The following is a 23,966-nucleotide window of genomic DNA, read 5'->3' on the forward strand; positions in this document are numbered from 1 at the left end:
GGCTCGACCCGCTCCGCCCGCCGGCGCAGCCAGTGACCCGACCCGGCTCGCACCCGCAGCACGGCCGGGCTGCGCTCGGGTTCGCGACCGTCGACGGCGGCGATCATCGACACCGGGTCGAGGTCGTCGGGGACCGGCACGCTGATCGGCTCGCGGGTGACGTCGACGTCCGAGGAGATGCGCGAGAGGCGGAAGACCCGCGGCGCCTCGCGGTCCAGGTCGTGGCCGACGAGGTACCAGCGACCGCGCCACGCGGTGAGGTACCAGGGGTCGACCCGGCGGGTGGCGGCACCCGCGGCCCCGGGGCGGGCGTAGTCGAAGCGCACGGAACGTGCGGTCAGCACGGCGTCCTTGAGCGGCTCGAAGGCCGGCTCGGCGCCACCGAGGCGCGGCTCGAGGCCGACGAAGGGGTCCTCCCCCACCTCCTCGCCCGAGGCGACCTTGCGCCATGCCGTCGCGGCACTGCCGGCCATCGTGGCGTGCGCCCAGGCCCGGCTGGCCAGGCCGACCACGGCCCGCTCGTCGGCCGTCAGCTCCACCGCCGGGAGGGCGTAGTCCCGTTGGTCGATGCGGTAGCCCTGCTCGTCCTCGAAGACGCCGATGTCCTCGGTCACCAGGGGGATGCCCATGCGACGCAGGTCCTCCTTGTCCCGCTCGAACATCCGGTCGAAGGCCTCGTCGGTCTCGATGGCCTGGTAGGCCTCGACCATCCGGCGGATCCGCTGCTTGGACAGCGGCATGCGGGACGAGAGCAGGCTCATCGTCAGGTTGAGCAGGCGCTCGGTCTTCGCCGCGGGGGTGTTGGGTGCTGCCACGTCGCTCCCTTCGTCACGCTGAGGCTAACCTGCCCGACATGATCCACTGGCGCATCGGCACGGTCCGCGAGGTGACGAGCTCCCGGGCGGGCGCCGTGCGGCTGCGCGTCGACGTCGACGGCACCGACACGCCGGCCCTCGCCCTGACCGACCTCGTCGGCACGCCACAGGTCGGCGACACGGTCCTGCTCAACGCCTCGGCCCTGCGCCGACGGCTCGGCACGGGCGGGCACGCGCTCGTCGTCGCCGACGCCACCCGACTGCCGGACGACCCGGCCGACGCGCCCGGCCACATCGTCAAGGCGCGCTACACGCCACTGCAGCAGATGGTCCTGGCGCTCGAGGAGCAGGAGTCGCCGCACCACGACGCGATGCGCGAGCACCCCGACATCGCCGCCGGCGACCTGCGCCGCATGCCCGTCGTCGTCGCGGAGCTGCACTCCGCCCTGCCCGCGGTCCTCGCGGGGGTGCGCGCGGTCGCGCCGCAGGCGCGCGTCGGCTACGTCATGACCGACTCGGCGTCCCTCCCCTTCGCCCTCTCCGACAGCGCCGCGCGCCTCGTCGAGGCCGGGTGGCTGGACACGACGATCACGGCCGGGCAGGCCTTCGGCGGCGAGCACGAGGCGATCACGGTGCACTCCGCGCTGCTCGCGGCCCGGCACGTCCTCGGCTGCGACGTGGTGGTCGTCGCGCAGGGGCCGGGCAATGCGGGTTCGTCGACGACGTGGGGCTGGTCCGGGTTGTCGACCGGGGACGTGCTCAACGCCGTGCACGTCCTGCGCGGTCACGGCATCGCGGTGCCGCGCGTCTCCGGAAGCGATCCCCGCCCCCGCCACCGGGGCCTGTCACACCACACGAGCACGGTGCTCTCACGCGCCCTGCTCGGCGAGGCCGACGTCGTCGTGCCCGACAGCCCCCACGAGCCGTGGCCGCTCGTGCGCGAGCAGCTCCTGGCGGCCATCGCCGCGTCCGCCGGTTCCCCGCACCCGGTGACCTGTCCCGTCGACGGCGTGGCCGCGGACCTCGCGGCCTCGCCGGTCCCCCTGTCGAGCATGGGCCGGTCCGCGCAGGAGGACGCGACCCCCTTCGTCACCGCCGCCCTCGCGGGCCGCCACGCGGCGTCCCTCCTGGCCCTCACCCAGGCCTGACAGACGCGCATCTCCCCGGGCAAGTGCAACCTCTCGACGTCAAGGATCTGCATCTCCCCGGGGAAATGCAGACCTGAGCCCGCATCTCCCCGGGGAGATGCGGGCTCAGGTGGGTACCGCTGGGGCGAAGGGGGCGTCAGCCCACCTTGACGAGGTCGACGACGAAGATCAGGGTCTCGCCGCCCTTGATCGCCGCGCCGGCGCCACGGTCGCCGTAGCCCAGGTGCGGCGGGATGGTGATCTTGCGACGGCCACCCTCCTTCATGCCGAGCAGGCCGTCGTCCCAGCCCTTGATGACCTGGCCGATGCCGGCGGTGAAGGCGAGCGGGGCGCCACGGTTCCACGAGGCGTCGAACTCCTCGCCGGTCGAGTGCGCGACACCGACGTAGTGGGCCTGGATCGGCGAGCCGGCGGTCACCTCGGCGCCGTCACCGACGGTGATGTCCTCGACGACGAGCTCGGTGGGGGCGTCGCCCTCGGGGAAGTCGATCTCGGGCTTGGTGGTGGTGGGGTCGAAGGGCATGTGCGTCTCCTGGGGTCAGATGGTCGGGTCGGGCGTCTCGAGGCTCGTCGCTGGCGCTCCTCGCACCTCGACGAACGTACACAGGTGCGGATCAGTAGGCGCCGAGGAGGTCCATGACGAAGACGAGGTCCTCGTTGGGCTTGATGCTCCCGTCCGGGGAGCCCTCCTTGCCGTAGCCCTCCTTGGACGGGACGACGACGAGCAGCCGGTCGCCGACCTTGGCGCCCTCGGCGGCCTTGTGCCAGGCCGGGATGGTGCCGGGCTGGCCGACGACGAAGGGGTAGGGGCCGCCGCCCTCCTTGAAGGAGGTGTCGAAGACCTTGCCGTCCTTGAAGTGCACGCCGGTGTAGGAGGCCATGACCTGGTCGCCCTCCTTGATCGTCTCGCCCTCGCCCTCGATGAGCTTCTGCGTGACGAGCTTCTTCGGCTTGGGCGCGTCCTTGGGGATCGTGATGTCGGCCGGGCCGTCGTCGTGGAACTTCACCTCGGGCAGGCCCTCCTTGGGCTTGACCGTCTTGCCCTCGGCCGTCTCGGGCATGACCGAGCGCACGTCGTAGACAAGGACGAGGTTGTCCTTGCCGTCGATGCCGTACTGCGGGGCACCCTGCTCGCCGAAGAGGTCCTTGGGCGGCATGACGGCCACGCCGTGCGCGCCGACCTTTTGCCCGGAGAGCGCCTTGCTCAGCCCGGGCAGGCCGCCCTCCATCCCGGGCTGCAGGAGGATCGGCTTGGTCGTGTAGGTCTCCGACCCCTCGATCGCCTTGCCGTCCTTGCCGGAGAACATCGCCAGGTCGACCTCGACGTAGGCGTCGGAGGCCAGGGCCTTGCCCGAGCCCTCCTTCTTCACGTCGAGGGTCGTCTCGCCCACGGAGAGCGGGGCGTCCTCGATCTTGATCGACGGGGCCTTCTTGCCCTTGCCGGCCGTCACCTCGATGGCCTCGACCTTCTTGGCGTCCTTGGGGTCGGGCTCGGCCAGGGTCGGCGCCCCCGAGGAGGACGACGCGGAGGACGAGGCGTCGCTCGACGCATCACTCGTGGGGTCCGGGTCGGAGTCACCGCCGCAGGCACTCAGGGCGAGCATGGCTGCGGCCGACGCTGCGACGACGGAGGTCAGGCGGGAGGCCTTGGTGGGCACGATCTACCTCGATGGGTCGGGGACACGACGCGCGTCACCCTAACCACTGAGTCTGGACATCCCCTGACTCAGGGCCCCGTCGGCGTGGGGCGGGAGGCGAGCAGGGCCAACAGACGGTCGACGCGCTCGTCGACGGCCTTGAAGGGGTCCTTGCACAGGACGGTGCGCTGGGCCTCGTCGTTGATCTTCAGGTGCACCCAGTCCACGGTGACGTCCCGCCCGTGCTCGCGGGCGGTGCGGACGAACTCGCCCCGCAGCCGGGCGCGGGTCGTCTGCGGGGGCGTGTCGACGGCGGCGGCGATGTCCTCGTCCGTCACGACCCGCGCTGCCTTGCCGGCCCTCTGGAGCACGTGGTGGACCCCGCGCCGGGGGTTGATGTCGTGGTACGCGAGGTCGAGCTGGGCCAGTCGCGGGTCGGCGATGTCGAGCCCGTGCTTGGCGGCGTAGGAGTCGAGCAGGCGGTACTTGATGATCCAGTCGATCTCGGTGCCGACCTTGCCCAGGTCGTCGGTGGCCACGGCGTCGAGCGTGCGCTCCCACAGGTCGAGCACCCGGGTGCTCACGTCGTCGTCGATGCCCTCGCGCTGCGCGTAGTCCTTGGCCCGCGCGAGGTACTCCCCCTGGATCTCCAGGGCGCTCATCCGCCGACCGTCGGCGAGCTTCACCGGGGTGCGTCCGGTCCGGTCGAGGCTGATGTCGCGGATCGCGCGGATCGGGTTGTCCAGCGACATGTCGGGCAGCGCGACGCCGTCCTCGAGCATCCGCAGCACGAGGTGCGCCGACCCGACCTTGAGCAGGGTCGTCGTCTCGGTCATCGTCGAGTCGCCGACGATGACGTGCATGCGGCGGTAGTGCTCGGCGTCGGCGTGCGGCTCGTCGCGGGTGTTGATGATCGGGCGCGAGCGCGTCGTCGCGGAGGAGACGCCCTCCCAGATGTGGTCGGCCCGCTGGCTGACGGAGAACTGCGCCCCTCGCCCGGTCGACATGAGCTTGCCGGTGCCGGCGATGAGCTGCCGGCTGATGAGGAAGGGCAGCAGCCGGTCGGTCACCTCCGCGAAGTCCGAGGTGCGGGCCACGAGGAAGTTCTCGTGGCACCCGTAGGAGTTGCCGGCGGAGTCGACATTGTTCTTGAAGACGAAGATCTCGCCCGCGACCTCGTCCTCCTCGAGGCGCTGCTGGGCGTCGTCGACGAGGTCCTGGACGATGAGCTCGCCGGCCCGGTCGTGCGCGACGAGCGTCAGCAGGTCGTCGCACTCGGCGGTCGCGTACTCGGGGTGGCTGCCGACGTCGAGGTAGAGCCGGGACCCGTTGGGCAGGAAGACATTGCTCGAGCGGCCCCACGAGACGACCTTGCGGAAGAGGTAGCGCGCCACCTCGTCCGGTGTCAGCCGGCGCTGCCCGTCGGAGACGGCCGTGATGCCGAACTCCGTCTCGATCCCGAAGATGCGTCGTTCCACGACTGCAGGCTATCCGTCGTCGCGAAGGGGGCCGGTGATCCGCCGGAAGCACCGCCGGGTGCGGTGGCGCTCCAGGACGGCCATCTCGAGGGCCCCGTCGGGCAGCAGATCACCGGGCTCGCCCCCTTCGTCGGGAAGGGAGAGGACGTCCACCGCCAGGGCATGGGCGTCCCGCAGGTCCATGCCCGGGCGCCAGCGCTCGGCGAGGATCTCGTTGAGACGGGCACTGTCGCCACCGACGGCGACCCAGCCCTGCTCGTCGGCGACCGACCCGTCGTAGGCCAACCGGTAGATCCGGTCGTCGGCGACGACGTGACCGACCTCGGCGACGACGATCTCGACCTCGTAGGGCTTCTGGTCCTGGGTGAAGACCGTGCCGAGCGTCTGGGCGTAGGCATTGGCCAGCGCACGCGCGGTGACGTCGGAGCGGTCGTAGGAGTAGCCGCGCAGGTCGGCGTAGCGGATGCCGGCGACACGGAGGTTCTCGAACTCGTTGTACTTGCCGACGCCGGCGAAGGCGATGCGGTCGTAGATCTCGCTGATCTTGTTGAGCGAGCGACTGCTCGGGTTGTCGGCGACGAGGAGGATCCCCTCGTCGTAGCCGAGGACGACGACGCTGCGTCCGCGGGCGATGCCGGCCCGGGCGAAGTCGGCCCGGTCGGCCATGACCTGCTCGGGAGAGACGTAGAAGGGGGGTTGCGTCACCGGGCACCTCCCTCACCGCGGCGGTCGGCGAGGATCGCGGCGACCACGGCCTCGCACTCGGACTCGTCGACGAAGGTCACGCCGGCGGCGTCGACGACGCCGACCATCGGCCAGATGCGGCGGTGCACGTCCGGTCCGCCGGTCGCCGAGTCGTCGTCGGCCGCGTCGTAGAGGGCCTCCAGGGCCACGCGCACCGCGGACGCGCGGTCGAGGTCGGGACGCCACAGCTTCTTGAGCGCGCCACGGGCGAAGAGCGAGCCGGAGCCGACGCTGTGGTGCTCCTGCTCCTCGTAGCAGCCACCGGTGACGTCGTAGGAAAAGATCCGTCCGCCGCCGGCGGTGGCGTCGAAGCCACCGAGCACCGGGAGCACGGACAAGCCCTGCATCGCCAGGCCGAGGTTGCCGCGGAGCATGGCCGCGAGCCGGTTGGCCTTGCCCTCGAGGGACATGACGACGCCCTCGACCTTTTCGTAGTGCTCGAGCTCGACCTGGAAGAGGCGCACCATCTCGATCGCCACGCCGGCCGCGCCGGCGATGCCGACGAGCGAGTGCTCGTCGGCGGCGAAGACCTTGCGCATGTCCCGGTTGGCGATGAGGCTGCCGAGGGTCGCGCGCCGGTCCCCCGCCATGACGAGCCCGCCCTCACAGGTCAGGGTGACGATCGTCGTGCCGTGCGGTGCCTCGATGGCCCCGCCCGTCTGGGTCGCGCGTCGCCCGGGCAGCAGGTGCGGGTCGTGCTGGGCGACGAAGTCCGTGAAGGAGGACCCGCCCGCGGCCAGGTAGGCCGCGGGCAGTCGTCCCTGCGCGGGGTCGCGGCTCACTGACCGCCCTTTTGCACGAAGCCCTTGACGAACTCCTCGGCATTGGACTCCAGGACACCGTCGATCTCGTCGAGTACCGAGTCGATGCCCTCGTCACGGGCGGCGTTGGTCGCGCCCACCTGGCCGAAGCCGTCCTCGGGCTGCGCGTCGTCGCCACCGCCACCGGACTGGGGTCGGATCTGCTCCTGGGCCATCGTTGCTCCTTTGCCGTGGGTCTGCTCCGAGCCTATGCCCCGAGCGCCGCCACGAGGTCGTCGACGTCGCCGGCCGCGACGAGGTGCTCGCTCGCCTCGCGCCCGTGGGCGGTCGGGTCGAGCAGCGACACGCGGGCGACCCGCCCGGCCCGCGGCAGGCGCAGCAGCAGCGAGTCCCACGAGGCGGACACGACGTGCTCGCCGAAGGCCTCGAGGACCCGGCCGCGCAGCCAGGCGCGGGTGTCGGCCGGTGGCGTCGCGACGGCGGCACGCACCTCCTCGTGGGTGGTGAGGCGGGTGAGCCGGCCGGCGGCCTCGAGCTTGTGGAAGATCCCCTTGGCGGGGCGCACGTCGGACCACTGGATGTCGATGGCGCGCAGACGGTGGTCGTCCCAGGCAAGCCCGTCGCGGTCCCGGTAGCGCTGCAGCAGAGCGAGCTTCGCGACCCAGTCGATGTCGGCGGCGGCGTCCATCGGGTCGCCCGCGAGCAGTCCGAGGAGCCGCTCCCAGTGGGCGAGGACCTCGTCGGTGGCGGGGTCGCTCCCTTCGCGCTCGACGAAGGCGGTCGCCATCTCGAGGTACTCGGTGAGGATCTGCACCGCCGTGAGCTCGCGGCCGTCGCGCAGCCGTACCGTCGCCCGACAGGTGGGGTCGTGGGAGATCACCCGCAGGGACTCGACGGGGTGCAGGATCGTCAGGTCGCGGTCGATCGCGCCGGCCTCGATGAGGCGCAGGACGAGGGAGGTCGAGCCGACCTTGACGAGGTTGGCCACGTCCGCCTGGTTGGTGTCGCCGATGATCACGTGCAGCCGGCGCCAGACGTCGGGGTCGGCGTGCGGCTCGTCGCGGGTGTTGATGATCGGACGCTTGAAGGTGGTCTCCAGCCCCACCTCGGCCTCGAAGAAGTCACTGCGCGAGGCGATCTGGTACCCGGCGCGCTCGCTCTCCTGCCCGATGCCGACCCGCCCCGCACCGCACATCACCTGGCGCGCGACGAAGAAGGGGGTCAGCTGCGACACGATCCGCTCGAAGGGGGTGGACCGCGCGACGAGGTAGTTCTCGTGGGTGCCGTAGGAGGCACCCTTGCCGTCGGTGTTGTTCTTGTAGAGGTTGATCCCCGGCTCGCGGGCGGCGAGGCGCTCGACGACCTCACGCATGACGAGCTCGCCCGCCCGGTCCCAGACGATCGCGTCCCGCGGGGAGGTGACCTCCGGCGAGGAGTACTCGGGGTGCGCGTGGTCGACGTACAGGCGTGCGCCGTTGGCGAGTACGACATTGGCCAGGGTCGGGTCCTCGACGTCGGTCAGCTGGGAGATGTCGGCCCGTGCCCGCGGCATCTCGAAGCCGCGCGCGTCGACCAGCGGGTGCTCGTCGCTGTAGTCCCAGGCCCCGTGCCCGGCCCGCAGCCCGTGCGCCCGCGCGTAGGCCGTGACGACCTCGCCCGACGCGACCATCGGGTTGGCCCACGGCTGCCCCGGCACGGCGATCCCGTACTCCGTCTCGATGCCCATGACCCGACGCACGCTCATGGGCCCACCCTAGGTGCGGTCCCCCGCGAGCAGCCCGAAGACCCACGAGTCGGAGACAACGCCCTCGACGATGCAGTCCTCCCGCAGCGTGCCTTCGCGGACGAAGCCCAGCTTGTGCAGGACTCGCCCGCAGGCGATGTTGCGCGTGTCCGCCATCGCCTGGACCCGGTTGAGGTCGAGGGTGCCGTAGGCCCAGTCGAGCAGGGACGCGCCGGCCTCGGTCGCGTGGCCGTGCCCCCAGGACGCCTCCCCGAAGCACAGGGTCAGCTCCGCGCTGCGGAAGGTCGGGTCCCAGCTGCTCACCCCGCACCACCCCAGGCGGACACCGTCCGCCACCCTCTCGACCATCACCCGCGCACCGCTCCCCTCGGACGCGGCGCTCCTGGACTCGTCGACGAACCGCTGGGCGCGCGACGGATCTCTCCACGGCGGCTCGTCCCAGTAGCGCAGGACGAAGTGGGAGGACATCAGTTCCCAGAGGAAGCCTGCGTCCTCGTCCTCCACCGGACGCAGCCGCAGCCGCTCGGTCAGCAGGGTCGGGGTGGGCAGCTCCATGACGGACATGCTCGTGCAGCGGCCGGCGGGGCACCAGCGAGTTTCGACGTCGAGGACGGCCACCCTTCGAGACGCTTGCTGCGCAAGCTCCTCAGGGAGCGGGGTGGTTGCCCCCTCAGGGAGCGGTGCGGACGTGTTGGAATGGGGCCGTGACTTCGACGTGGATGCCGTGGCGGACGCGGGTGCTGGGCTGGTTGACCCGCAAGGGGGTCCCGGCCGAGGAGATGACGGCGGCGCAGCTGTCCCGGATGCGCGCCAGCATCCCGATGCGGGCGCCGTACACGTGGTTCTTCGGTCGCCCCGAGCGCGGCGTGACCTCCCAGACCCGGCGGATCCTCGCCCGCGACGGTCACGAGATCAAGATCCGGGTCCACCGCCCCGAGGCCGAGGGGCCGCTGCCCCTGCTCATGCACTTCCACGGCGGCGGCTTCGTCCTCGGTCACATGGGCGTCTACGACCCGCTGTGCACGCAGATCGCCGCGCAGGCGCGGGTCGTCGTGGTCACGGTCGCCTATCGCATGGCCCCCGAGCACCGCGCTCCCCTGGCCGCCCACGACTGCCTCGACGCCACCCGCTGGGCCATCGAGCACGCGGCCGAGATCGGGGCACGCACCGATGCCGTCGGGGTCACCGGCGACTCGGCAGGTGGCAACCTCGCCGCTGTCGTGGCCCAGACCCTGCGCGACGAGGGCTTCGCCGGCCTGCGCCATCAGGCCCTCGTCTACCCCGCGCCGGACCTCTCCGACCGCGAGACCGAGGACCTCCAGCTGCTCACGCAGCGCTACCCCGTCCTCACGCCCGACATGCTGCGCTCCTTCCGCAGCCTCTACCTCGGCGAGGAGGGCGACGACCGCGACCCGATCGTCTCCCCCGCCTTCGGCGACCTCACCGGGCTGCCGCCGGCGCTCGTGCAGACGGCGGAGGTCGACCCCCTTCGTCCTGACGGTGATGCCTACGCCGAGGCGCTGCGGGAGGCCGGGGTCGAGGTCCGCCACACGACCTACCGTGGTGCTCCGCACGGCTACCAGACCTTCCCCGGGTTGGCCCCGGCGGCCGCGCCCGCCCTCGAAGAGCTCATCGGCGAGATCGCCCACCACCTGCACGAGGAGCACCCGTGAAGCGCCCCTACCCCGGCCTGCCGCCGCTCGTCGCGGCCCTGACGACCTTCCTCGACAACATCGGTCGGGTCTCGATCGTCGACGCGACGCTCGAGGACATCCGGGCGGCCCGCGCCAAGGTCTACCCGACGTCCGCCCCCTTCGCCTGGATCACCGGGCGCGTGCCCGCAGACATGACGATCGACGACGGCAGCGCACCGGTGCGCGACGGCGCGAGCATCCCCCTTCGCTGGTACACGCCGGGCGGACGAAGGGAGGACCGCCCCCTCCTCGTCTACCTCCACGGTGGTGGCTGGGTGCAGGGGTCGACCCGGATGTACGACCCGCTGTGCGCCCACCTGGCGGCCGAGCTCGACGCCGTGGTCGTGAGCGTCGACTACCGCATGGCGCCCGAGCACCGGGCCCCGACGGCGACCCACGACGCGATCGACGTCGTCCGGTGGCTGCACGAGCACGCCGACCACGAGGTCGACCGCGACCGCATCGGCCTGTGCGGCGACTCCGCCGGCGGCAACCTGTCGGCGATCGTCGCCCAGCAGCTGCGCGACCTGCGGACGGCGGCCGGTGAGCCGGTCATCCGCCACCAGGCCCTGATCTACCCGGCGACCGACCTGACGATGGCCTCGCCGTCGATCCGGGAGCACTCCGAGGGGGCGATCCTCACGGAGGCGAAGATCATCGCCTTCCGCGCGCACTACATCGGCGAGGCCGACGACGCCGTCGGCTACGCCGACCCGATCGTCTCCCCGCTCTTCGGCGACGTCACCGGGGTCGCGCCGGCGCTGGTGCAGACCGCCGACCTCGACCCAATCCGCGACGACGGGCTGCGCTACGCCGACGCCCTGCGGGCTGCCGGCGTCGAGGTGCGGGTCACCAACTACCTCGGGCTGCCGCACGGCTTCGCGAGCTTCCCCGGGGTGGCCCGCAGCGGCACGCAGGCACGCCACGAGCTCGTCACCGAGATCCGACGCCACCTCGTCGAGGGCGGTCGCGGTGCGTGAGCGCGACGAGGCACTGATGTCCCCGGGGCCCCGGACCGCCCTGGCGGCCGGTCTCGACGTGCTCGTCGTCGCGATCTTCACCCTCGTGGGCCGGCGCACCCACGCCGAGCCGCTCGACCCGGCCGGATGGTGGAGCACCGCTTGGCCATTCCTCGTCGGCCTGGCTCTCGGCTGGGTCGTCGTGGCCCTGTCGAGCCAGACCTGGCCGACCAGCTGGTGGCACGGCCTCACCGTCTGGATCGCCACGGTCTTCGGCGGGATGGCCCTGCGGGACATGGCCGGTCAGGGCACGGCCCTGCCCTTCGTCATCGTGGCCACGACCTTCCTCGGCGTCACGCTCGTCGGGTGGCGGCTGGTGCTGTGGTTCCTGGACCGCCGGCGTCCCGAGCCGACGAGCGACCCGCGCCGGGGACGTGGCCGCCCTCCGGTCGAGCACACCCGCGTGGGTGACCCCCTCGGCCTCGAGGACCTGCACGGTCCGTCCGACCGGACCCGCGGCCGCGGCGTCGTCCCGCCCGGCGACCGGGACCGGGTCGCCGAGGTGCTGGACATCCGCCAGCCGCGCGCGCCCGAGGACCCTCGACCGCAGGACTAACCTGACCCCATGGACACCACCACTCGGGGCTCTCGATGCCTCCGTGCCGCCGGGGCCTCCGCGGCCGTCGTGGCCTGGCTCTTCGTGACTCCCGTCATCCTGCCCGTGGTGGCGGCGCGCCTGCTGCCCTCGGAGATCGGTGGGGCGATCGGCTACCTCTTCCCCTACGTCATGGTCGTGGCCGCTCCCTTCCTCGTGCCCGCGCTCGTCGTCGGGCTCGCGGTCGCGCTGGGCGGGGCGCATGCGCGAGCCCTGCCGGGGCGCAGCGCCTGCGCGCTGGGCAACGTGTCGAGCCTCGTCGGCGTCGCCACGGTGGCCGTGACCGTGACGCTCATGTGGCTCGCCGTAAGTCTGATCGCCTGACGCGGCCGGCTTGACCCCTCCCCCTGCGCCGCACCGCGGTCGCCGCGCGGTCGCGACCCTCGGCGCCTGGCTCCTGGTCGCGATCATCGGCTGGGGCGTCGCCTGGGTCGTCGCACCCGACGCCAACGCCGGCGGTCAGTGCGAGGGGCTCGGCTTCGGGTGCACCCTCACGCCGAAGGACGTGCTGGCCTTCGCCGCCTTCCTCGCGACACCGCTCGCCGTCGGGACGCTCCTGATCGCGCTGTTCCTCGTCGTCGTCGCCGTGCAGCGGTCGTGGCTGCCGCGGCTCGGCGGGATCGCGCTCGGGACTCTCGCGGGCGCCTGCGGGCTCGCGCTCACGCTGGGGATTGCTGCCGGTCTCGTCGTCGTCCTCTGAGCCCGGCGGGCTGCTTCCGGGCAGACCTCGCCTAGAGGTACTGCCCGGTCCGCGTGCCGGTGTCGATCGAGCGGCCGGGCTCCGCGGCGCCGGACTTGCCGCCGATGAGCGTGCGGATGTAGACGATCCGCTCGCCCTTCTTGCCCGAGATGCGCGCCCAGTCGTCGGGGTTCGTCGTGTTGGGCAGGTCCTCATTTTCCTTGAACTCCGCGATGCACGCGTCGAGCAGGTGACCGACCCGCAGGCCCTCGGCGCCGGTCGTGATGAGGTCCTTGATCGCGGCCTTCTTCGCCCGGTCGACGATGTTCTGGATCATCGCGCCGGAGTTGAAGTCCTTGAAGTAGAGGATCTCCTTGTCGCCGCCCTGGTAGGTCACCTCGAGGAACTGGTTGTCGTCGCTCTCGGCGTACATCCGCTCGACGACCGCCTCGATCATCCCCTCGACGGTGGCCTGCCGGTCGCCGTCGTGCTCCTCGAGGTCCTCGGGGTGCAGGGGCAGCTCGGCGGTGAGGTACTTGCTGAAGATGTCGCGGGCACCCTCGGCGTCGGGGCGCTCGATCTTGATCTTCACATCGAGGCGCCCGGGACGCAGGATCGCCGGGTCGATCATGTCCTCGCGGTTGGTCGCGCCGATGACGATGACGTTGTCCAGGCCTTCGACACCGTCGATCTCCGCGAGCAGCTGCGGGACGATCGTCGTCTCGACGTCGGAGGAGACGCCGGAACCGCGGGTGCGGAAGAGGCTGTCCATCTCGTCGAAGAAGACGACGACGGGGGTGCCGTCGCTCGACTTCTCCCGTGCGCGGTGGAAGATCAGCCGGATGTGCCGCTCGGTCTCGCCGACGTACTTGTTGAGCAGCTCCGGGCCCTTGATGTTGAGGAAGTAGGCGGTCGCGCTGTCCTGCCCGGTCCGCTCGGCGACCTTGCGGGCCAGCGAGGCCGCGACCGCCTTGGCGATCATCGTCTTGCCGTTGCCGGGCGGGCCGTAGAGGAGCACGCCCTTGGGCGCCTTGAGCTGGTGGCGCTCGTAGAGCTCGGCGTGCAGGTAGGGCAGCTCGACGGCATCGCGGATCGCCTCGATCTGCGTGCTGAGGCCACCGATGTCGTCGTAGTCGAGGTCGGGCACCTCCTCGAGGACGAGGTCGGCGACCTCGGCCCGCGGGATGCGCTCGACGGCAATGTTGCTGCGCTGGTCGACGAGCACGGCGTCACCGACGCGCACCTGCTTGCCGGTCACCCGGCCGCCGCTGCGCACGACCCGCTCCTCGTCCTGGCGCATCAGCACGAGGAGGCGGTCGTCGTCGAGGACCTCCTTGACGACGACGACCTCGCCGGCGACGTCCTCGGGGTGCACCGACACGATGTTCATCGCCTCGTTGAGCCGCACCTCACGGCCGACCCCGAGCTCACCGGTCTCGACCGCCGGGGAGACGGCGACGTGCATCTTGCGGCCGCCGGAGAGGACATCGGCGGTCCCGTCGTCGTTGACGTCGACGACCACGGCATAGGACGAAGGGGGCTGGGCCAGCCGCTCGATCTCCTCCCGGAGGGTGACGATCTGCTGGCGGGCGTCCTTGAGCGTGCGCACGAGGCGCTCGTTCTGCGAGGCGACGGTCGCCATCTGCGACTTCTGCTGGGTCAGCTTGTCCTGCAGGGCCCGCACGTCCTGGGGCGTGGGCTCGGTCGTCATCGTCGTGCTCCCTTCGGGCCGGGGGTGTCGGCTGCCTCCAGTCTCCCCCTTCGCCCTATCGCGGCGTCGGAGGGACCACGCCTCGGGCGAGCTTGCGCATCTTCTTCTCCGACGCGACCCGCTCCCCGAGGGCCTCGGAGGTCCACTCGGCGTCGTCGGCGCCCGGCGGCACCTCGGCCGGAGCCGTGCTCTCGTCGCCCTCCTGGGCGGCGTAGCCCTTGCCCGGGCGACGCTTGCGCATCGGCGGGGTGATGCCCGGGGCGAGCCGGCGAGTCGTGATGAGGAAGCCGGTGTGCCCGTGCATGCGGTGCTGCGGGCGCACGGCGAGACCCTCGAGGTGCCAGCCGCGCACGAGCGACTCCCAGGCCTCGGGCTCGGTGAAGGTGCCGAAGTCGCGCATCGCCTCGGCGACCTTGCTCAGCTGGGTGGCCGTGGCGACGTAGCAGATGAGCACACCACCGGGCGCGAGCGCCTCGGCGACGACCTCGAGGCACTCCCACGGGGCGAGCATGTCGAGGACGACCCGGTCGACGCTGCCGGGCTCGACCGCGGACGGCAGGGACTCGACGAGGTCACCCACGGTGACGGTCCACGCGGGGTGGTCCTCGCCGAAGAAGGCGCGCGCGTTGGCCTTCGCGATCTCGGCGAAGTCGGCGCGCCGCTCGAAGGAGTGCACCGCGCCGCTCTCCCCCACGGCCCGCAGGAGCGACATCGACAGGGCGCCGGAGCCCACGCCGGCCTCGACGACGACGGCGCCGGGGAAGACATCGGCCATCGTGACGATCTGGCCGGCGTCCTTGGGGTAGACGACGGCGGCACCGCGCGGCATCGACATGACGTAGTCGGACAGCAGCGGTCGCAGCGCGAGGTACTCGGTGCCCGCCGTGTTGGTGATCGTCGACCCGTCGGGCGCACCGATGAGGTCGTCGTGCTTCACGTGTCCCCGATGGGTGTGGAACTGCTTGCCCGGCGTCAGGGTGATCGTGTGCAGCCGCCCCTTGGGGTCGGTCAACTGGACGCGGTCCCCCTCACGGAAGGGGCCGCGGCGGTAGGCGGATCCGGTGGCGCTCATGGTGCGCGAGTCTAGTTGTGCGACAGGGCCGCGTTGACCCGCTCGACCCGCACGATGCCCCGCAGGACTCCCCCTTCGCTCACCGCGACGAGTCGGGACCGCGACTCCTGGAAGGCCGAGACCAGCTCCAGCGCCTCCCGACCCGGGGTGAGCTCGACCGCCCACCCGTCCGGCGCGTTGGTCGTCACCGCGGAGACCGGCGTGGTGTCCACCGCCTGCGGCGGGACGCTCCGCAGGGCGTCGTGGTCGATGAGGCCGACCGGCGCACCCTGCTCGTCGAGCACGATCGGGAGGGCGCGAAGGGAGGTCAGCTCGCTGATCGGTCGGTCCCGTCGGATGCCGGCGGCCGGCTCCAGGAGCTCGGGCACGTCCAGCCCCGAGAGCGTGCCGAGGGCACGACCGTGCGCGATCGCCTGGGTCGCGCCCGACCAGAGGAAGCTGCCGACGAGCGCGGTCCACAGGATCGTGCTCAGGCCCGGCGACTGGCCCCGCAGCAGGGGGAAGCCGATGACCGCCATGACGATGGCGATGACCAGGCCGCGGCCCAGGTGGCCCGCGGCGACCCGCGCCCGGCCCTGGTCCTTGGTGACCGCCCAGACGCCGGCCTCGACGATCTGGCCGCCGTCGAGGGGCAGGCCGGGCAGCAGGTTGAGGACCGCGAGCGCGCCGTTGACGAAGGCGACACCTCCGAGCACCGTCCCGGGGATGCCGTCCAGGGCGGTCGACGCGACGAGGCAGACGACACCGAGGACCGCATTGGTGAGTGGACCCACGACAGCGATGGCGGCGGAGGTCGCGGGCGTGGCCCGCGAGGCCTCGAAGGCGGTGTGCCCGCCCCACAGGTCCGCGACGACCCTGTGCACGGTGTGGCCGAAGGTGCGGGCGGCGATCGCGTGCGCCGCCTCGTGCGCCAGGACGCTCACGAGGAGCGCCAGGGCGTAGACGACGGCGATGGAGTAGCCGGTGGCCGCCCCGTACGACTGGGCCGCCGAGGGCCCGACGACGAAGACGACGAGGCCGCCCATGATGAGCCAGGACCAGCCGAGGTAGACGGGGATCGAGGCGATCGTGGCCAGCCGGATCCCTCGCGGGGGCTGCTCCGGAGGCGCTGACATGGACACGACCCTAGGCGAGAGGCCCCTGTGGGGATAATGAGGGCGCACTTCGCCCCCGACGACCAAGGATCCACACGGTGACCGACACCGATCTGCGCCCCGACGCCACCGACGAGCTCACGCAGGCACTGCGCGAGCGCGTCCTCGTGATGGACGGCGCGATGGGCACGATGATCCAGCGTCAGGGGTTGTCGGAGGCCGACTTCCGCGGGGAGCGCTTCGCGGACTGGGCGAGCGACCTGCAGGGCAACAACGACCTGCTCGTGCTGACCCAGCCGGACCTGATCACCGACCTGCACCGGCAGTACCTCGAGGCCGGCGCCGAGCTCATCGAGACCAACACCTTCAACGCGCAGCGCATCTCCATGGCCGACTACGGCATGGAGGACCTCGCGCGTGAGATGAACGTCGAGGCCGCGCGCCTCGCCCGCGTCGCCGCTGACGAGTACGCCGCGCAGGACGGCCGCCCGCGCTGGGTCATGGGCGCCATGGGTCCGACCAACCGCACCGCGTCGATCTCGCCCGACGTCAACGACCCCGGCAAGCGCAACATCACCTTCAACGAGCTCGTCGAGGCCTACCTCGAGCAGGCGTCCGGCCTCGTCGAGGGCGGGGCGGACCTGCTGCTCGTCGAGACCATCTTCGACACGCTCAACGCCAAGGCAGCGATCTTCGCCCTCGAGACCCTCTTCGAGCAGCACGGCCGACGGTGGCCGGTCATCATCTCCGGCACGATCACCGACGCGTCCGGTCGCACCCTGACGGGGCAGACGACGGAGGCGTTCTGGAACTCCGTGCGCCACGCCCGTCCGCTCGCGGTCGGCCTGAACTGCGCGCTCGGCGCCGAGGACCTGCGCCAGTACGTCGTGGAGCTGGGTCGGGTCGCCGACACCTTCATCTCCGCCTACCCCAACGCGGGCCTGCCCAACGCCTTCGGCGAGTACGACCAGGACCCCGAGCACATGGCCTCGCTCGTCTCCGAGTTCGCCACGAGCGGTCTGGTCAACCTCATCGGTGGGTGCTGCGGCTCCTCCCCCGAGCACGTCGAGGCGATTGCGAAGGGGGCCGCCGGCGCCGCCCCGCACGTCCCGGTCGAGGTCGAGCCGGCACTACGGCTCTCGGGTCTGGAGGCCTTCAACGTCACCGCCGACTCGCTCTTCGTCAACGTCGGTGAGCGGACCAATGTCACGGGATCGGCGAAGTTCCGCAAGCTCATCGAGGCCGACGACTACCCGGCGGCTCTCGCCGTCGCCGCGCAGCAGGTCGACAACGGCGCGCAGGTCATCGACATCAACATGGACGAGGGCATGCTCGACGGCGTCGCCGCCATGGGCACCTTCGTCAACCTCGTCGGCTCCGAGCCGGACATCTCCCGGGTGCCGCTGATGATCGACTCCTCGAAGTGGGAAGTCATCGAGACCGGCCTGCAGCGCACCCAGGGCAAGGCGATCGTCAACTCGATCTCCATGAAGGAGGGCGTCGAGCCCTTCGTCGAGCAGGCCCGCCTGTGCCGCAAGTACGGCGCGGCGATCGTCGTCATGGGCTTCGACGAGGAGGGCCAGGCCGACAACCTGGAGCGCCGCAAGGAGATCGCCCAGCGCGCGTACACGATCCTCACCGAGGACGTCGGCTTCCCCGCCGAGGACATCGTCTTCGACCCCAACATCTTCGCGCTGGCCACGGGCATCGAGGAGCACGCCGAGTACGGCACCGACTTCATCGAGGGCACCCGCTGGATCAAGGACAACCTGCCGGGCGTCCTCGTCTCCGGCGGTGTCTCCAACGTCTCGTTCTCCTTCCGCGGCAACAACCCCGTGCGCGAGGCGATCCACGCGGTCTTCCTCTACCACGCGATCAACGCGGGCATGGACATGGGCATCGTCAACGCCGGCGCCCTCGTCCCGTACGACACGGTGGACCCGGAGCTGCGCGAGCGGATCGAGGACGTCGTGCTCAACCGGCGCCCCGACTCCACCGAGCGCCTGCTCGAGATCGCCGAGCGCTTCCGCGGGACCGGGGCCAAGGAGGAGGAGGCGACGCAGGAGTGGCGCGAGCTCCCCCTTCGCGAACGCATCACGCACTCCCTGGTCAAGGGGATCGACACGTGGGTCGTCGAGGACACCGAGGCGCTGCGCGTCGAGATCGACGAGGCCGGCGGCGAGCCGCTCGAGGTCATCGAGGGCCCGCTCATGGACGGCATGGGCGTCGTCGGCGACCTCTTCGGCGCCGGCAAGATGTTCCTGCCGCAGGTCGTGAAGTCCGCGCGGGTGATGAAGAAGGCGGTCGCCCACCTCATCCCCCACATCGAGGCCGCCAAGAAGCCCGGTGACACCGACCGGTCCAAGGGCCTGATCGTCATGGCGACGGTCAAGGGCGACGTCCACGACATCGGCAAGAACATCGTCGGCGTGGTCCTGCAGTGCAACAACTACGAGGTCATCGACCTCGGCGTCATGGTGCCGACGCAGAAGATCCTCGAGACGGCGAAGGAGAAGGGCGCGGACGTCATCGGCCTGTCCGGCCTCATCACCCCGTCGCTCGACGAGATGGTCGGTGTCGCCTCCGAGATGCAGCGCCAGGGCTTCGACATCCCGCTCCTCGTCGGCGGTGCCACGACGTCCCGCGCACACACCGCGGTCAAGGTCGACCAGCAGTACGACGGCCCCGTCGTGTGGGTCAAGGACGCCTCGCGGTCGGTGCCGGTCGTCAGCCAGCTGCTCAGCGCGACCGGGCGGACCAAGCTGCTCGACGAGGTGGCCGCCGACTACGAGGCGCTGCGGCGACGCCACGCGGCCAAGCAGGGCGATCGCCCGCTGCTGACCTACGACGAGGCGCAGGAGGCGCGCACCCCGATCGACTGGAGTGCCGAGCAGCCGCACTTGTCGGGCGTGACGCCCATGCGGGAGGTCTTCGTCGACTACGACCTGGCCGAGTTGCGCGAGTACTTCGACTGGCAGCCCTTCTTCAACGCCTGGGAGCTCAAGGGGGCCTTCCCCGACATCCTCAACAACCCGGCGACGGGCGAGGTGGCCCGCAAGCTCTACGACGAGGCCCAGGTGATGCTCGACCGGATCATCGAGGAGAAGTGGTTGACCGCCAAGGGCGTCATCGGCCTCTTCCCCGCCAACGCGGTGGGCGACGACATCGAGATCTACACCGACGAGTCCCGCTCCGAGGTCGCGCACACGCTGCACATGCTGCGCCAGCAGGGCAAGCACCGTGCGGGTGTGCCCAACCGCAGCCTCGCCGACTTCGTCGCGCCGAAGGACACGGGCATCAAGGACTGGATCGGTGCCTTCGCGGTGACCGGCGGCATCGGCGCTGCCGAAAAGATCGCCGAGTTCAAGGCGGACAACGACGACTACAACGCGATCCTCCTCGAGGCCCTCGCGGACCGCTTCGCCGAGGCCTTCGCCGAGCGGCTGCACGAGCGGGTGCGCACGCAGTTCTGGGGGTACGCGCCGGATGAGTCCCTCGACAACCGGGAGCTCATCAAGGAGGCCTACGACGGCATCCGACCGGCTCCCGGCTACCCGGCCTGCCCGGACCACACGGAGAAGAAGACGCTCTGGTCGCTGCTCGACGTCGACGAGATCGGCATCGAGCTCACCGAGGGCATGGCGATGTGGCCGGGTGCCGCGGTGTCGGGTTGGTACTTCGGCCACCCGGACAGCCAGTACTTCGTCGTCGGGCGCCTGGGCAAGGACCAGGTCGAGGACTACGCGGCGCGCAAGGGCTGGACGATGCAGGAGGCCGAGCGCTGGCTCGGACCCAACCTGGGCTACTCCCCCGAGTGAGGGCGGCGCTCTCCCCGTCCCGGGCCGCGGACTTCAAGCAGTGCCCGCTGAAGTTCCGCTTCCGCACGATCGACCGCCTCGACGAGGCGCCGTCGCCCGCTGCGGCACGCGGGACGCTCGTGCACTCGGTGCTCGAAGAGGTCTTCGAGCTGCCCGCGGCCGAGCGCACCCCCGAGGCGGCGCGCGCCCTCGTGCCCGGGCGATGGGCGGCTCTCGTCGAGGAGCGGCCCGAGTTGGCGACGATGCTCGCCGACGACGCCTCGCTCACGCACGAGTCGTGGTTCTCGGCGGCCGAGCGGCTCGTGGACCGCTGGTTCACCCTCGAGGACCCGTCGAGGCTCGAGCCGGCTCAACGTGAGGTCAAGGTCGAGACCGAGGTCGACGGGCTCGTCCTGCGCGGCATCATCGACCGGCTCGACGTCGCCCCCACCGGCCAGGTGCGCGTCGTCGACTACAAGACCGGCCGGGCTCCGGGCGCCGGATTCGAGGGCAAGGCGCTGTTCCAGATGCGCTTCTACGGCTTGGTCATCTGGCGCCGGACCGGGCGCGTGCCCGACCTGCTCCAGCTGGTCTACCTCGGCGACGGCACGATCATCCGGTACGAACCCGACGAGGCCGATCTGCTCGGGCTCGAGCGCAATGTCCGCGCGGTCTGGGCGGCCATCGAGCAGGCCGTGACGACCCGTGACTTCCGGCCCAACCCGTCGCGGCTGTGCGGCTGGTGCGACTTCAAGCCGCTGTGCCCCGCCTTCGGCGGCACCCCGCCCGAGCTGCCCGAGACGATCGAGATCATCACGCCCGAGGCCACGCCGGGCGATGACCAGGACTCTGCATTGCCCTAAGGCAATGCAGATTCACGTGCGACCCAGACCGCGCATTGCCCCGGGAAATGCGCGGTCAGGTGGCCCCAGAGCGCGCATTTGCCCGGGGAAATGCAGATGTAGGTAGCCCTAGAGCGCGCATTTGCCCGGGGAAATGCAGATGTAGGTGGCCCTAGAGCGCGCATTTGCCCGGGGTAATGCGTATTCAGGTGCGCGCGGGGTCTCCGGCGCCGGTGGCCAGCGGACGCAGGTCGAAGGGGGTGAGCCCGGCCAGCGTGTCCACGCGCACCGCTCCGGGGATCTCGGGGATCGCGACGTGGTGCGGGATGGCCAGGGTCGGCACGCCGGCGGCCACTGCCGAGCGGACGCCCGTCGGCGAGTCCTCGAGGGCCACGCAGGCCGTCGGGTCGACCCCGAGTCGCGCGGCGGCGGTGAGGTAGGGCTCCGGGTGCGGCTTGCCATGGGTGACGACGTCGCCGGTGACGAGCAACTCGAAGGAGCCGGGCTGCGTGGCGTCGACGACCGCTCGGGCGAGGTCGGTCCAGGACATGGTGACCAGGGCGGCAGGGACACCGGCCTCCCGGCCTGCGGCGAGCAGCTCGCGCGCTCCGGGACGCCACGGCACCTCATCGGCGATCTGCTCGACGACGCGCGACTGCATGCGGTGGACGACCTGCTCCGGCGTCAGGGTCACCGGGGAGTTGTCGATGAGGAACTGCGCCGAGACGAGCAGCGGGTTGCCGACGAGGGCCAGGGCGAGCTCGTCGGTCCACGTGCCGCCGTACTCCTCGACGAGCTCATACTCGGCGACCATCCAGTAGGGCTCGGTGTCGACGAGGGTGCCGTCCATGTCCCAGAGGACGGCGGCGGGCAGGGCGGACTCGTTCGTGGGGTGCGCAGTGCTCACAGGGCCCCACGGTAGCCCGACGTAGGCTGAGCACGTGATCGAGATCGAGGACCTGCCCGAGCTGCACGACCCGGTGATGATCTGCGCCTTCGAGGGGTGGAACGACGCCGGTGAGGCTGCCTCCCGCGTCATCGAGCACCTGGGCGAGCTGTGGGACGCCGAGACGGTCGCCGCCATCGATCCCGAGGACTACTACGACTTCCAGGTCACCCGCCCGCGCGTCATCAACCAGGGCCAGGGCCGCGGCATCCACTGGAACACCACGCGCATCCTGCTCGCCTCCCCCGACAGCCTCGGTCGCGATGTGCTCCTCGTGACGGGCATCGAGCCGTCCTTCCGGTGGCGCGCCTTCACCACCGAGATCCTCGACCTGGCGGCCTCCCACGGCGTGACGACCGTGATCACCCTCGGCGCGTTGTTGGCCGACGTCGCCCACTCGCGCCCCATCCCCGTCACGTGCTCCAGCGAGGACGAGGCGACCGCCTACCGCTACGAGCTCGAGCCGGCCCGCTACGAGGGCCCCACAGGCATCACCGGGGTCGTCGCCGACGGCGCCACGCAGGCGGAGATGGTCTCGATCTCCGCGTGGGCGGCCGTGCCCCACTACGCCTCACAGGTGCCCTGCCCCAAGGCCTCGCTCGCCCTCCTCGTCCAGCTGGAGGACTTCCTCGACACGGTCATCGACCACGGCGACCTCGAGGAGGAGGCCCAGGCGTGGGAGCGCGGGGTCGACGAGCTCGCCAACACGGACGAGGACGTCGCCGAGTACGTCTCGGCGCTCGAGAGCGCCCAGGACACCTCCGAGCTGCCCGAGGCGAGCGGCGACGCCATCGCCAAGGAGTTCGAGCGGTACCTGCGCCGGCGTGGCGACGACACCTCAGGGCCGGCCTGACCCCACTTCATCCCTGCCGTGGGTCGAGGTGGGACCGGCCCTCCCAGAGGCTCAGGAATACCTCGAACCGGGACTGGGTGGGGTCCCCTACAGCCGCACGCCGAGCAGCGCGTCGATCGCCCGCGCCAGCTCACCCGGCGCGGACCGCACGTCGCCGCCCTCGCCGAGCGAGGTCTCGACCCACGCGTCCACGACCGCCAGCGCGGTCGGGGTGTCGAGGTCGTCGGCCAGGGCCGAGCGCACCGCGGCGATCGTCTCCGTGGCGTCCGGCCCCCCGTCGGTCGAGAGTCCAGAGCGCCAACGCTCGAGCCGCTCCTGCGCGGCCGTGAGGTCGGCGTCGACCCACTCCCACTCACCGCGGTAGTGGTGCCCGAGGAGCACGAGGCGGATCGCCATCGGGTCGACACCCTCGGCCCGCAGCGTCGAGACCCGCACGAGGTTGCCCTTGGACTTGCTCATCTTTTCGCCGTCGTAGGCGACCATCGCCTGGTGCGCGGTGTGCGCGGCGAAGGGCCGCTCCCCCGTCAGCGCCTCCGCCTGCACCACCGACATCTCATGGTGCGGGAAGACCAGGTCCGTCCCGCCGCCCTGCACGTCGATGCGGTCGCCGAGGTGGGCCATGGCGATCGCGGTGCACTCGATGTGCCAGCCGGGCCGGCCGCGCCCGAGCGCGCCTGCGTCCCAAGCGGGTTCGCCATCGCGCTCCCCGCGCCAGAGCATCGGGTCGAGTGGGTCGCGCTTGCCGGGACGCTGCGGGTCACCGCCGCGCTCGGCGGAGAACTCCAGCATCGTGTCGCGGTCGAGGTGGCTCAGCTCGCCGAGTCCTCCTGCTGCGGTGAGGTCGAGGTAGGTGTCGCGCACCCCGTCCTCCTCGACCTCGTACGTCACACCGCGTTCCACGAGCGCCTGCACCGACGCGATGATCTCCGGCATCGACTCCATGACCCCCATGAAGTGCTCCGGCGGGATGACCCCGAGCGCCGTCATGTCCTCGAGGAAGAGCGCGATCTGCTCCTGCCCGAGCTCACGCCAGTCCACTCCGTCGCGCGCCGCGCGCTCGAAGAGCGGGTCGTCGACGTCGGTGACATTTTGCACGTAGGTGACCGCACGGCCGCCGTCACGCAGCGCCCGGTTGACCAGGTCGAAGGTCACGTAGGTCGCGGCGTGCCCCATGTGCGTCGTGTCGTACGGCGTGACACCGCAGACGTAGACGCGCGCCGGGTCGGCCGCCTCGACGGGAGCCACCTCGTCACGGGCCACGTCGTGCAGACGCAGGGCGACGGGGTCTCCGGGGACGACGGGCAGGTGGGGCGACGGCCAGGCTCTCACGCGGGACA

General features: G+C 71.3%; 23 protein-coding genes. 9 read left to right on the plus strand and 14 right to left on the minus strand.

Features of this window, described 5'->3' with window-relative positions; all coding sequences use genetic code 11:
* Nucleotides 1-815, minus strand: an 815-nt coding sequence (locus JAN01S_RS07340) for a helix-turn-helix transcriptional regulator (RefSeq protein WP_068315939.1), incomplete at its 3' end; no start/stop codon positions are given.
* A 38-nt stretch (nucleotides 816-853) separates the two neighbouring features.
* Between JAN01S_RS07340 and JAN01S_RS07345 the strand changes: the two genes are divergently transcribed.
* Complete coding sequence (locus tag JAN01S_RS07345) at nucleotides 854-1,963, plus strand: DUF3866 family protein (RefSeq protein ID WP_068315942.1); 1,110 nt, start codon at nucleotides 854-856, stop codon at nucleotides 1,961-1,963.
* 136 nt (nucleotides 1,964-2,099) lie between these two features.
* Here JAN01S_RS07345 and JAN01S_RS07350 read toward each other — a convergent pair whose 3' ends face one another.
* From JAN01S_RS07350 to JAN01S_RS07385, 8 genes are all read right to left on the minus strand, one after another.
* Nucleotides 2,100-2,486 carry an FKBP-type peptidyl-prolyl cis-trans isomerase gene (locus JAN01S_RS07350; RefSeq protein ID WP_068315946.1) on the minus strand — a complete coding sequence of 129 codons (387 nt, stop codon included), beginning with the start codon at nucleotides 2,484-2,486 and terminating at the stop codon, nucleotides 2,100-2,102.
* Between the two features lie 91 nt (nucleotides 2,487-2,577).
* A complete protein-coding gene (locus JAN01S_RS07355) occupies nucleotides 2,578-3,621 on the minus strand; it encodes an FKBP-type peptidyl-prolyl cis-trans isomerase (protein ID WP_068315949.1) in 1,044 nt (347 codons plus the stop codon).
* Between the two features lie 68 nt (nucleotides 3,622-3,689).
* Nucleotides 3,690-5,078, minus strand: a complete 1,389-nt coding sequence (gene pafA, locus JAN01S_RS07360) for a Pup--protein ligase (protein WP_068315953.1) — start codon at nucleotides 5,076-5,078, stop codon at nucleotides 3,690-3,692.
* Nucleotides 5,079-5,087: 9 nt separating this feature from the next.
* Complete coding sequence (prcA, locus tag JAN01S_RS07365) at nucleotides 5,088-5,783, minus strand: proteasome subunit alpha (protein WP_084360089.1); 696 nt, start codon at nucleotides 5,781-5,783, stop codon at nucleotides 5,088-5,090.
* Nucleotides 5,780-6,604 carry a proteasome subunit beta gene (gene prcB, locus JAN01S_RS07370; RefSeq protein WP_068315956.1) on the minus strand — a complete coding sequence of 275 codons (825 nt, stop codon included), beginning with the start codon at nucleotides 6,602-6,604 and terminating at the stop codon, nucleotides 5,780-5,782. Before prcB ends, prcA begins: the two co-directional genes overlap by 4 nt.
* Nucleotides 6,601-6,798: a ubiquitin-like protein Pup gene (locus JAN01S_RS07375; RefSeq protein WP_068315959.1), complete on the minus strand. Its 198-nt coding sequence runs from the start codon at nucleotides 6,796-6,798 to the stop codon at nucleotides 6,601-6,603. Before JAN01S_RS07375 ends, prcB begins: the two co-directional genes overlap by 4 nt.
* A 32-nt stretch (nucleotides 6,799-6,830) precedes the next feature.
* A complete protein-coding gene (gene dop / locus JAN01S_RS07380; protein ID WP_068315962.1) occupies nucleotides 6,831-8,327 on the minus strand; it encodes a depupylase/deamidase Dop in 1,497 nt (498 codons plus the stop codon).
* Between the two features lie 9 nt (nucleotides 8,328-8,336).
* Nucleotides 8,337-8,882 carry a GNAT family N-acetyltransferase gene (locus tag JAN01S_RS07385; RefSeq protein ID WP_068316072.1) on the minus strand — a complete coding sequence of 182 codons (546 nt, stop codon included), beginning with the start codon at nucleotides 8,880-8,882 and terminating at the stop codon, nucleotides 8,337-8,339.
* Between the two features lie 149 nt (nucleotides 8,883-9,031).
* Here JAN01S_RS07385 and JAN01S_RS07390 point away from each other — a divergent pair, with 149 nt between their 5' ends.
* From JAN01S_RS07390 to JAN01S_RS07410, 5 genes are read left to right on the plus strand one after another with little or no spacing between them, the layout of a single operon-like run.
* The gene (locus JAN01S_RS07390; protein WP_157075647.1) at nucleotides 9,032-10,000 is read left to right on the plus strand and encodes an alpha/beta hydrolase; all 969 of its coding nucleotides are present in this window, start codon (nucleotides 9,032-9,034) and stop codon (nucleotides 9,998-10,000) included.
* Nucleotides 9,997-11,001 (plus strand): alpha/beta hydrolase, encoded by a 1,005-nt coding sequence (locus JAN01S_RS07395; RefSeq protein ID WP_068315966.1) that lies wholly within the window; start codon nucleotides 9,997-9,999, stop codon nucleotides 10,999-11,001. Before JAN01S_RS07390 ends, JAN01S_RS07395 begins: the two co-directional genes overlap by 4 nt.
* A 16-nt stretch (nucleotides 11,002-11,017) precedes the next feature.
* Nucleotides 11,018-11,596, plus strand: coding sequence for a DUF3054 domain-containing protein (locus tag JAN01S_RS17335; protein WP_084360093.1), 579 nt, complete (start codon nucleotides 11,018-11,020; stop codon nucleotides 11,594-11,596).
* 9 nt (nucleotides 11,597-11,605) lie between these two features.
* Nucleotides 11,606-11,959 (plus strand): hypothetical protein, encoded by a 354-nt coding sequence (locus JAN01S_RS07405; RefSeq protein ID WP_068315973.1) that lies wholly within the window; start codon nucleotides 11,606-11,608, stop codon nucleotides 11,957-11,959.
* Nucleotides 11,960-11,969: 10 nt separating this feature from the next.
* Nucleotides 11,970-12,335, plus strand: coding sequence for a hypothetical protein (locus JAN01S_RS07410; protein WP_068315976.1), 366 nt, complete (start codon nucleotides 11,970-11,972; stop codon nucleotides 12,333-12,335).
* Nucleotides 12,336-12,366: 31 nt separating this feature from the next.
* On the opposite strand, the gene arc is transcribed toward JAN01S_RS07410, so the two are convergent.
* From arc to JAN01S_RS07425, 3 genes are read right to left on the minus strand one after another with little or no spacing between them, the layout of a single operon-like run.
* Nucleotides 12,367-14,025: a proteasome ATPase gene (arc, locus tag JAN01S_RS07415; RefSeq protein ID WP_068315979.1), complete on the minus strand. Its 1,659-nt coding sequence runs from the start codon at nucleotides 14,023-14,025 to the stop codon at nucleotides 12,367-12,369.
* A 55-nt stretch (nucleotides 14,026-14,080) separates the two neighbouring features.
* A complete protein-coding gene (locus tag JAN01S_RS07420; RefSeq protein ID WP_068315981.1) occupies nucleotides 14,081-15,097 on the minus strand; it encodes a tRNA (adenine-N1)-methyltransferase in 1,017 nt (338 codons plus the stop codon).
* Nucleotides 15,098-15,108: 11 nt separating this feature from the next.
* Nucleotides 15,109-16,212, minus strand: coding sequence for a site-2 protease family protein (locus JAN01S_RS07425; RefSeq protein WP_068315984.1), 1,104 nt, complete (start codon nucleotides 16,210-16,212; stop codon nucleotides 15,109-15,111).
* 77 nt (nucleotides 16,213-16,289) lie between these two features.
* On the opposite strand from JAN01S_RS07425, the gene metH reads away from it, so the two are divergent.
* Nucleotides 16,290-20,009 carry a methionine synthase gene (metH, locus tag JAN01S_RS07430; protein ID WP_218000011.1) on the plus strand — a complete coding sequence of 1,240 codons (3,720 nt, stop codon included), beginning with the start codon at nucleotides 16,290-16,292 and terminating at the stop codon, nucleotides 20,007-20,009.
* Entirely contained in the window at nucleotides 20,006-20,851 is an 846-nt protein-coding gene (locus JAN01S_RS07435; protein WP_068315990.1) for a RecB family exonuclease, read from the plus strand. Before metH ends, JAN01S_RS07435 begins: the two co-directional genes overlap by 4 nt.
* 184 nt (nucleotides 20,852-21,035) lie before the next feature.
* Here the strand turns inward: JAN01S_RS07435 and JAN01S_RS07440 are convergent, their stop codons facing one another.
* Entirely contained in the window at nucleotides 21,036-21,737 is a 702-nt protein-coding gene (locus tag JAN01S_RS07440) for an HAD family hydrolase (protein WP_068315993.1), read from the minus strand.
* 34 nt (nucleotides 21,738-21,771) lie between these two features.
* Here JAN01S_RS07440 and JAN01S_RS07445 point away from each other — a divergent pair, with 34 nt between their 5' ends.
* Nucleotides 21,772-22,629: a PAC2 family protein gene (locus JAN01S_RS07445; protein ID WP_068315995.1), complete on the plus strand. Its 858-nt coding sequence runs from the start codon at nucleotides 21,772-21,774 to the stop codon at nucleotides 22,627-22,629.
* A gap of 87 nt (nucleotides 22,630-22,716) precedes the next feature.
* Here JAN01S_RS07445 and mshC read toward each other — a convergent pair whose 3' ends face one another.
* Nucleotides 22,717-23,958 carry a cysteine--1-D-myo-inosityl 2-amino-2-deoxy-alpha-D-glucopyranoside ligase gene (gene mshC, locus JAN01S_RS07450; protein ID WP_068315997.1) on the minus strand — a complete coding sequence of 414 codons (1,242 nt, stop codon included), beginning with the start codon at nucleotides 23,956-23,958 and terminating at the stop codon, nucleotides 22,717-22,719.
* Between the last annotated feature and the right edge of the window lie 8 nt (nucleotides 23,959-23,966).

Source organism: Janibacter anophelis NBRC 107843, assembly GCF_001570945.1.
In the GTDB taxonomy this organism is placed as follows: domain Bacteria; phylum Actinomycetota; class Actinomycetes; order Actinomycetales; family Dermatophilaceae; genus Janibacter; species Janibacter anophelis.

What these genes read in the sequence shown, in the direction of transcription:
- JAN01S_RS07345 (WP_068315942.1), top strand. Translation starts at nt 854, where the DNA reads ATGATCCACTGGCGCATCGGCACGGTCCGCGAGGTGACGAGCTCCCGG.
- JAN01S_RS07350 (WP_068315946.1), bottom strand. Translation starts at nt 2,486, where the DNA reads ATGCCCTTCGACCCCACCACCACCAAGCCCGAGATCGACTTCCCCGAG.
- JAN01S_RS07375 (WP_068315959.1), bottom strand. Translation starts at nt 6,798, where the DNA reads ATGGCCCAGGAGCAGATCCGACCCCAGTCCGGTGGCGGTGGCGACGAC.
- dop (WP_068315962.1), bottom strand. Translation starts at nt 8,327, where the DNA reads ATGAGCGTGCGTCGGGTCATGGGCATCGAGACGGAGTACGGGATCGCC.
- JAN01S_RS07385 (WP_068316072.1), bottom strand. Translation starts at nt 8,882, where the DNA reads ATGGAGCTGCCCACCCCGACCCTGCTGACCGAGCGGCTGCGGCTGCGT.
- JAN01S_RS17335 (WP_084360093.1), top strand. Translation starts at nt 11,018, where the DNA reads ATGTCCCCGGGGCCCCGGACCGCCCTGGCGGCCGGTCTCGACGTGCTC.
- JAN01S_RS07405 (WP_068315973.1), top strand. Translation starts at nt 11,606, where the DNA reads ATGGACACCACCACTCGGGGCTCTCGATGCCTCCGTGCCGCCGGGGCC.
- arc (WP_068315979.1), bottom strand. Translation starts at nt 14,025, where the DNA reads ATGACGACCGAGCCCACGCCCCAGGACGTGCGGGCCCTGCAGGACAAG.
- JAN01S_RS07420 (WP_068315981.1), bottom strand. Translation starts at nt 15,097, where the DNA reads ATGAGCGCCACCGGATCCGCCTACCGCCGCGGCCCCTTCCGTGAGGGG.
- JAN01S_RS07425 (WP_068315984.1), bottom strand. Translation starts at nt 16,212, where the DNA reads ATGTCAGCGCCTCCGGAGCAGCCCCCGCGAGGGATCCGGCTGGCCACG.